The organism is Aeromonas sp. s8 (genome assembly GCF_040907785.1).
Lineage (GTDB): Bacteria > Pseudomonadota > Gammaproteobacteria > Enterobacterales > Aeromonadaceae > Aeromonas > Aeromonas veronii.
In genome coordinates, this window is record NZ_JBFOCL010000025.1 from 36,186 (window position 1) to 42,735 (window position 6,550).

The following is a 6,550-nucleotide window of genomic DNA, read 5'->3' on the forward strand; positions in this document are numbered from 1 at the left end:
ATGGCCAAACGTTGGTCGGGTTATCTGATTTTGGGGATGTGGCTGCTCAACCTGCTCCATCTCTATCTGGGACTCTCCCCCTGGCCTGCGGCCATTGCGGCCTGGGGGGCATCACTGCTCACCTGGCCCTGGCTGGTGGGGGCCGCCAAGCGGCAGGCGCTGGCCTTGTATGGCGCGGCGCTGTTGCTGCTCATCTTCTCCTGGTGGCAGGGTGCTACCCTCAGTGCCGGTGACTGGCTGCTGCCCAACATCAATATGCTCACCATGTTTGCCGCGGTGAGCACTCTCAACCTCGCCACCTCAGGTCTCTTGACCGGCACCACCTCCTGGACCGGGCGCAAAGGGCTGTGGAGCACCATGGCCAGCCTCAATCTGCTGGGTGCGGTCATCAATCTCTCGGTGCTGTTTATCATCGGCGATCGGCTGGAGCGCAATGGCACCCTGGAGCGGCGTCAGGTGATGGTACTGAGCCGGATATTTTGTGCCGCCGCCTTTTGGTCACCCTTCTTTGTCGCCATGGCGGTGGCGCTCACCTATGCGCCGGGCTTGCAGCTCTCTCATATTCTGCCGTTCGGGATCCTCGCCGCCTTGCTGGCGATGGGGCTGACCGCCTGGCAGGTGGAGCGGATCGGAGTGGCCGATTTTGCCGGTTATCCGCTGCGGCTGCAGACACTGGGGTTGCCGGTCACGCTGGCGCTGCTGGTGCTGCTCATCAAGCAGGTCTGGCCCCAGCTCGGCATTCTGGCGGTGATCGCGCTGGTGGCCCCGCTGCTGGCGCTGCTCTTTATGCCGAGGGTCGGGCGCAAGGCGGCCCTCAAGCGGCAGGTGGTGGAGCGCTTCCCCGCCATCGGTGGTCAGCTGGTGCTGTTTCTGGGGGCCGGTTTGCTGGCGGCAGGCATCAACAGTGCGTTGTCGGTCATCGATCTCGGTGCTGGTCACGGCCTGCCGCTGTTCAACCACTTTGGCTGGCTCGAAGCATCCCTCACTCTGCTGCTGATCCTGCTGGTGGCCATCGTCGGGGTGCATCCGCTTATCAGTATCTCCGGGCTGGCGCCGCTACTCTGGCCGCTGGCACCGGATCCCAGCCTGCTCGGCATGTGTTTCCTGCTGGGATGGGGGCTTGCCACCGGCACCAGTCCGCTCTCCGGCTCCAATCTGGCGCTGGCCTCCCGCTACAACCTCAGTGCCGGGCTGATCCTGCGCTGGAACCTGCTCTACGGCCTGCTGATGTATGTGGTCGCCTGTCTGTTGCTGGGGGCTTATATCGCCTTGCATGGATAACGGTGGCGCCGTCAGGAGGGGGCAAATGATGCGCGGGTGGCGGGGCCTTTTACGCACGGTTCAGTGTGTTGTCGCGACTCGGGCGCAGGATGCGAGAAAAATAGACGCATATTTAGACAATACATCTATGGAAGGCGCATTTTACAGCGCACTGGCTTGTTTGTGCCGATGCGCTCGGGGTATGCTGGCTTCACGCGCTTGAATCGCCCTCTGTGGGGCATCGCAATTGAACAAACAGGTATGCATATGTCACTAGAAGTCCTTGAGCAACTCGAATCCAAAGTACAATCCGCCGTCGACAACATCTCCCTGCTGAAGATGGAGCTGGACGAGCTGAAAGAGCAGAACAGCAAGCTGCAAGACGAGAACCATCAGCTGCGCAACGAGCACACTGCGTGGCAGGAGCGTCTGCGTGCCCTGCTGGGCAAAATGGATCAGATGGGCGAAACCATCTAATTCATTGCCTTCAGGCAGAATTGAAAACGGGCCGCTCCATGAGCGGCCCGTCTGTTTTTGGCGGGATGGAGATTACAGCGCCAGCAGTTGCTTGACTGTCTTCTCGATGCCGTCCGCCGCTTCGACTATGTTGTTGGCCAGCATGTAGGCGGGGGTGGAGATCACCTTGCGCTCCTGATCCACCACGAATTCGTTGACCGGGCAGTTGAGATGGCTGCCACCCATCGCCTCGATGGCGTTGGCGGTACTCTCGTCATGGCCGATGGTCGCCAGCGTCCCGGCACCATAGATCAGCGGGATCATGGCGGGTGCGATGCAGATATAGGCGGCCGGTTTGTTGGCTTTGGCAAAGCTCTGGCACGATTTCAGCACATCGGGCTGGATCTGGCACTCGGCTCCTTTGATAGCGAAGTCGCACAGGTTTTTGGCCGCGCCAAAGCCGCCGGGCACCAGCAGCGCGTCGTAATCGGCCGCATCCAGCTCGGCCACATCCTTTATCTGGCCACGACAGATGCGGGCCGCTTCGACCAGTACATTGCGGCTCTCTCCCTCGCTCACTTCACCGGTCAGGTGGTTGATGACATGGAGCTGCGCTACGTTCGGGGCGAAGCACTGGACGGCGGCTCCCTGACGGGCCAACGCCAGCAGGCTGATTACGACCTCGTGGATTTCGGCCCCGTCAAAGACACCGCAGCCACTCAAAATCACGGCCACTTTTTTCATGGCAAACTCCTCGTTGTTGAAAATGTGAGCCAGGATGGATTGTTGTACTTTTGTATGGTTATCGCTCGCCCTCCGCTGGTCAAGTCATCTTGCTGTGCTAGGATTGTTTCGTTTTGGATCCTGCCGTACCTACTCCCTTAAATCTTTTTCCACATTGATCGAGATCATTCTAACTGTCTCTCGATCGGTTTTTACGATCTCAATTAATTGTTTTTAATGGCTTTTTGTATTCTTGTGCACAGCTTCATCACTGTGCACTCTGATGCGCCCCATTTTTGAACACAGAGTTATCCACAGACTGAGTCCCTTTATCAGGCGCTGTGTGCTGTTGCTGCGCCCCTTGGTGTGAGGGGGGCCCTGTGGCATCCTAGCGGCTGTTTATCTCTGGCAGGACGATTTCATGGCCCCTAGCAACCCCCTTATTCTGGTCGACGGCTCCTCTTATCTTTACCGCGCCTTCTTCGCCTCCCAGCAGGCTGATCTGCGCACATCGACCGGTTTGCCGAGCGGCGCCGTCCGTGTCATGGCCAACATGATGCGCAGCCTGCGCAAGCAATATCCTGACTGTCATGTGGCCGTGGTGTTTGATGCCAAGGGCAAGACCTTCCGTGATGACATCTATCCCGAGTACAAGGCGACCCGTGCCAGCATGCCGGACGATCTGCGCAGCCAGGTCGCCCCTATCCACCAGATGATCAAGGCGATGGGTTTCCCCTTCCTGATGGTGGAAGGGGTGGAGGCAGACGATGTGATCGGCACCCTGGCCCGCCAGGCGACCGAGAAGCAACTGCCGGTGCTGATCAGCACCGGTGACAAGGATATGGCACAGCTGGTCTCCGACCATGTCACCCTGATCGACACCATGAAAGATGTGAAGACCGATCGGGAAGGGGTGATCGAGAAGTTTGGCGTGCCGCCCGAGCTCATCATCGACTACCTGGCCCTGATGGGTGACAAGGTCGACAACATTCCCGGCATGACCGGTGTCGGCGAGAAGACCGCACTGGCCCTGCTGCAGGGGATTGGCAGCATCGACGAGATTGCCGCCAACCTCGACAAGGTCGCCGCCCTCGGCTTCCGTGGCTCCAAGGCGTTCGCTGACAAGTTTCGCGAGCAGGAGGAGCAGGTTCGTCTCTCCTATCGACTGGCGACCATCAAGACCGATGTCGAGCTGGAACAGAGTCTGGAAGAGCTGTTGCTCAAACCGGTCGACAAGGAGTCCCTGCTGGCGGTCTATCGCGAATACGAGCTGCGCAACCTGATCAAGGAGCTGGAATCCGGTGGTGAAGAGGGGAGCGAGAGCGCCGGACAGGACGAAGCTGGCGATGAGAGCACCGCTCCGGTTGCCGCCATCGAAACCGACTACCGCTGCATTCTGGACGAAGCCGAGTTTGACGGTTGGCTGGAACAGCTGAAAACGGCACCGCTGTTTGCCTTCGATACCGAAACCACCAGTCTCGACTATATGGAGGCACGGATCGTCGGCGTCTCCTTCGCGGTTGAGCCGGGCAAGGCTGCTTATGTGCCCTTTGGCCACGACTATCTGGGGGCACCGGTACAGCTGAGCGAGGCTGTGGTGCTCGGCAAGCTCAAACCGCTGCTGGAAGATCCGACCCGTCTCAAGGTGGGGCAGAATCTCAAGTACGATCGCAACGTGCTGCTCAACCACGACATCGACCTGCAGGGCATTGCCTACGACACCATGCTCGAATCCTACGTGCTCAACTCCACCGCCAGCCGCCACGACATGGATTCGTTGGCCAAGCGTTACCTCGGGGTCGAGACTACCTCGTTTGAAGATATCGCGGGCAAAGGGGTGAAACAGCTCACCTTCAACCAGATCGAGCTGGAGCAGGCGGCCCCTTATGCGGCGGAAGATGCCGACATCACCCTGCGTCTTCATCAGGTGCTGTGGGGTCAGCTGGAAGCCGTGCCGGGTCTTGCCAGGGTATTCAGCGAGATCGAACTGCCGCTGCTGCCAGTGCTGGCGCGGATGGAGTTGCTCGGCACCACCATCGATCCCAAGCTGCTGCACCAGCAGAGTCAGGAGATCGAGCTGCGGTTGGCGGAGCTGGAGAAGCAGGCCCATGAGCTGGCCGGGCAGGAGTTCAACCTCTCCTCGCCCAAGCAGCTGGGGGAGATCCTCTTCACCAAGCTGGGCCTGCCGATCATCAAAAAGACTCCGAAGGGTGCGCCATCCACCGCAGAAGAGGTGCTGGCCGAGCTGGCGGAGACCTATGAGCTGCCGCAACTGCTGATGGAACATCGCGGTCTGGCCAAGCTCAAGTCCACTTACACCGACAAGTTGCCGCTGATGATCAAGCCCCGGACCGGGCGGGTGCACACCTCCTATCATCAGGCGGTAGCGGCTACGGGCCGTTTGTCATCATCTGATCCCAACCTGCAGAACATCCCGGTGCGCAACGAGCAAGGGCGCCGGATCCGGCAGGCCTTCATCCCGAGCGCCGGTTACAAGCTGGTGGCGGCGGACTACTCCCAGATCGAGCTGCGCATTATGGCGCACCTCTCCGGTGACAAGGGGCTACTGACCGCCTTTGCCGAGGGCAAGGACATCCACAAGGCGACTGCCGCCGAGGTGTTTGGCGTAGAGCTCGATGCGGTCACCACCGACATGCGCCGCAGCGCCAAGGCGATCAACTTCGGCCTTATCTACGGCATGAGTGCCTTCGGTCTGGCCAAGCAGCTGGGGATCGGTCGTGCCGAAGCGCAGAAGTACATGGATCTCTACTTCGAGCGCTACCCGGGCGTGCTGGAGTATATGGAGCGCACCCGTCAGCAGGCGGAAGCCCAGGGGTATGTCGAGACCCTGTTTGGCCGCCGTCTCTATCTGCCGGATATCAAGTCACGCAACGCCGGTCTGCGCAAGGCTGCCGAGCGGGCCGCCATTAACGCCCCCATGCAGGGCACGGCTGCCGATATCATCAAGCGTGCCATGATCAATGTGGACAGCTGGATCCGCGGTATCGAGGATGAGTCGATCCGCATGCTGATGCAGGTACACGATGAACTGGTGTTCGAGATCCGCGAAGAGAAGCTGGAGGAGTACACCGCCATCATCAAGGAGAAGATGTCGGCCGCTGCCGAACTGCATGTGCCGCTGCTGGTTGAAGCGGGTACCGGTGATAACTGGGATCAGGCCCACTGATTTCCGGTCAGCCGTTCTGCACGGCTATATAGCTATATAAGAAGCGAAGCCCGGCATCATGCCGGGCTTCCTGTTTCTGCCAGCCCTATCAGGTCTCTTGCAGATACTCATCCTTGAGCAGGACATAGTTGTCGGCCGAGGTCTTGAGGAAGGCGATCTCGGCGGGCTTGAGCGGGCGAGCCTGTTTGACGGGATTCCCTATATATAGAAAGCCCGACTCGAGTCGCTTGCCTGGTGGCACCAGCGAACCTGCGCCGATCATCACATCATCTTCAACCACGACGCCATCAAGCAGAATGGCACCCATGCCGACCAGCACCCGGTTGCCAATGGTGCAGCCGTGCAGCATCGCCTTGTGACCAACCGTGACATCTTCACCGATCAGCAGCGGATAGCCGGTCGGGTTGCTGGCGCTCTTGCGGGTCAGGTGCAATACGGTGCCGTCCTGAATATTGCTGCGGGCGCCGATGCGGATATGGTTCACATCTCCCCGTGCCGCCACCATGGGCCAAATGCTGGCGTCGTCGGCCAGCTCGATATCGCCCACCAGTGTCGCGCAGGGATCTACATATACTCCTTTGCCCAGTTGCGGGCGTTTTCCTTTGTACGGTCTCAGTCGCAAGTCCATCTTGGCCTCCTTGTTTTCGGCCATTCTAGCAATCTTGAACCGCTTTCTGTGGATAAGTTTGTATAAAAGCTGTGGTTGGATATGAATAACTAAAAAAGTGCTGTTTTTTGCAATTTTATTGCAGATAAGGGGTTGCCAGAAAGAATCTGTTCCCTATAATGCGCCTCCATCGACAGGGCAAGCGGCAACGCAGAAAGCCAAGTCGATAACCTCGAAAAGCCTTTGAAAATAAGGCTTGACTCGAGAAGGCGGTTGAGTAGAATTCCACTCCCGCAGCAACACACTGTTGCGTCGCT

General features: G+C 59.1%; 6 protein-coding genes. 3 read left to right on the forward strand and 3 right to left on the reverse strand.

The window, feature by feature from the left end; genetic code table 11:
* Nucleotides 1-1,281 carry a hypothetical protein gene (locus AB5Y86_RS08310; protein WP_368192569.1) on the forward strand — a complete coding sequence of 427 codons (1,281 nt, stop codon included), beginning with the start codon at nucleotides 1-3 and terminating at the stop codon, nucleotides 1,279-1,281.
* A gap of 246 nt (nucleotides 1,282-1,527) precedes the next feature.
* Nucleotides 1,528-1,737, forward strand: coding sequence for a cell division protein ZapB (locus tag AB5Y86_RS08315; RefSeq protein ID WP_005339554.1), 210 nt, complete (start codon nucleotides 1,528-1,530; stop codon nucleotides 1,735-1,737).
* A gap of 72 nt (nucleotides 1,738-1,809) precedes the next feature.
* Here AB5Y86_RS08315 and elbB read toward each other — a convergent pair whose 3' ends face one another.
* On the reverse strand, nucleotides 1,810-2,460 hold the full coding sequence (gene elbB / locus AB5Y86_RS08320; protein WP_144716151.1) for an isoprenoid biosynthesis glyoxalase ElbB: 651 nt from the start codon (nucleotides 2,458-2,460) through the stop codon (nucleotides 1,810-1,812).
* A gap of 400 nt (nucleotides 2,461-2,860) precedes the next feature.
* On the opposite strand from elbB, the gene polA reads away from it, so the two are divergent.
* Nucleotides 2,861-5,626 (forward strand): DNA polymerase I, encoded by a 2,766-nt coding sequence (polA, locus tag AB5Y86_RS08325; RefSeq protein WP_368192570.1) that lies wholly within the window; start codon nucleotides 2,861-2,863, stop codon nucleotides 5,624-5,626.
* An 88-nt stretch (nucleotides 5,627-5,714) separates the two neighbouring features.
* Here the strand turns inward: polA and AB5Y86_RS08330 are convergent, their stop codons facing one another.
* Complete coding sequence (locus AB5Y86_RS08330) at nucleotides 5,715-6,254, reverse strand: gamma carbonic anhydrase family protein (protein ID WP_159164585.1); 540 nt, start codon at nucleotides 6,252-6,254, stop codon at nucleotides 5,715-5,717.
* An 89-nt stretch (nucleotides 6,255-6,343) separates the two neighbouring features.
* The coding region (locus tag AB5Y86_RS08335; RefSeq protein WP_368192571.1) for a hypothetical protein at nucleotides 6,344-6,550 on the reverse strand (207 nt) is incomplete at its 5' end.

Excerpts from the sequence above, each read along its gene's own strand:
- AB5Y86_RS08315 (WP_005339554.1), top strand. The coding sequence starts at position 1,528 with ATGTCACTAGAAGTCCTTGAGCAACTCGAATCCAAAGTACAATCCGCC.
- AB5Y86_RS08330 (WP_159164585.1), bottom strand. The coding sequence starts at position 6,254 with ATGGACTTGCGACTGAGACCGTACAAAGGAAAACGCCCGCAACTGGGC.
- polA (WP_368192570.1), top strand. The coding sequence starts at position 2,861 with ATGGCCCCTAGCAACCCCCTTATTCTGGTCGACGGCTCCTCTTATCTT.
- AB5Y86_RS08310 (WP_368192569.1), top strand. The coding sequence starts at position 1 with ATGGCCAAACGTTGGTCGGGTTATCTGATTTTGGGGATGTGGCTGCTC.
- elbB (WP_144716151.1), bottom strand. The coding sequence starts at position 2,460 with ATGAAAAAAGTGGCCGTGATTTTGAGTGGCTGCGGTGTCTTTGACGGG.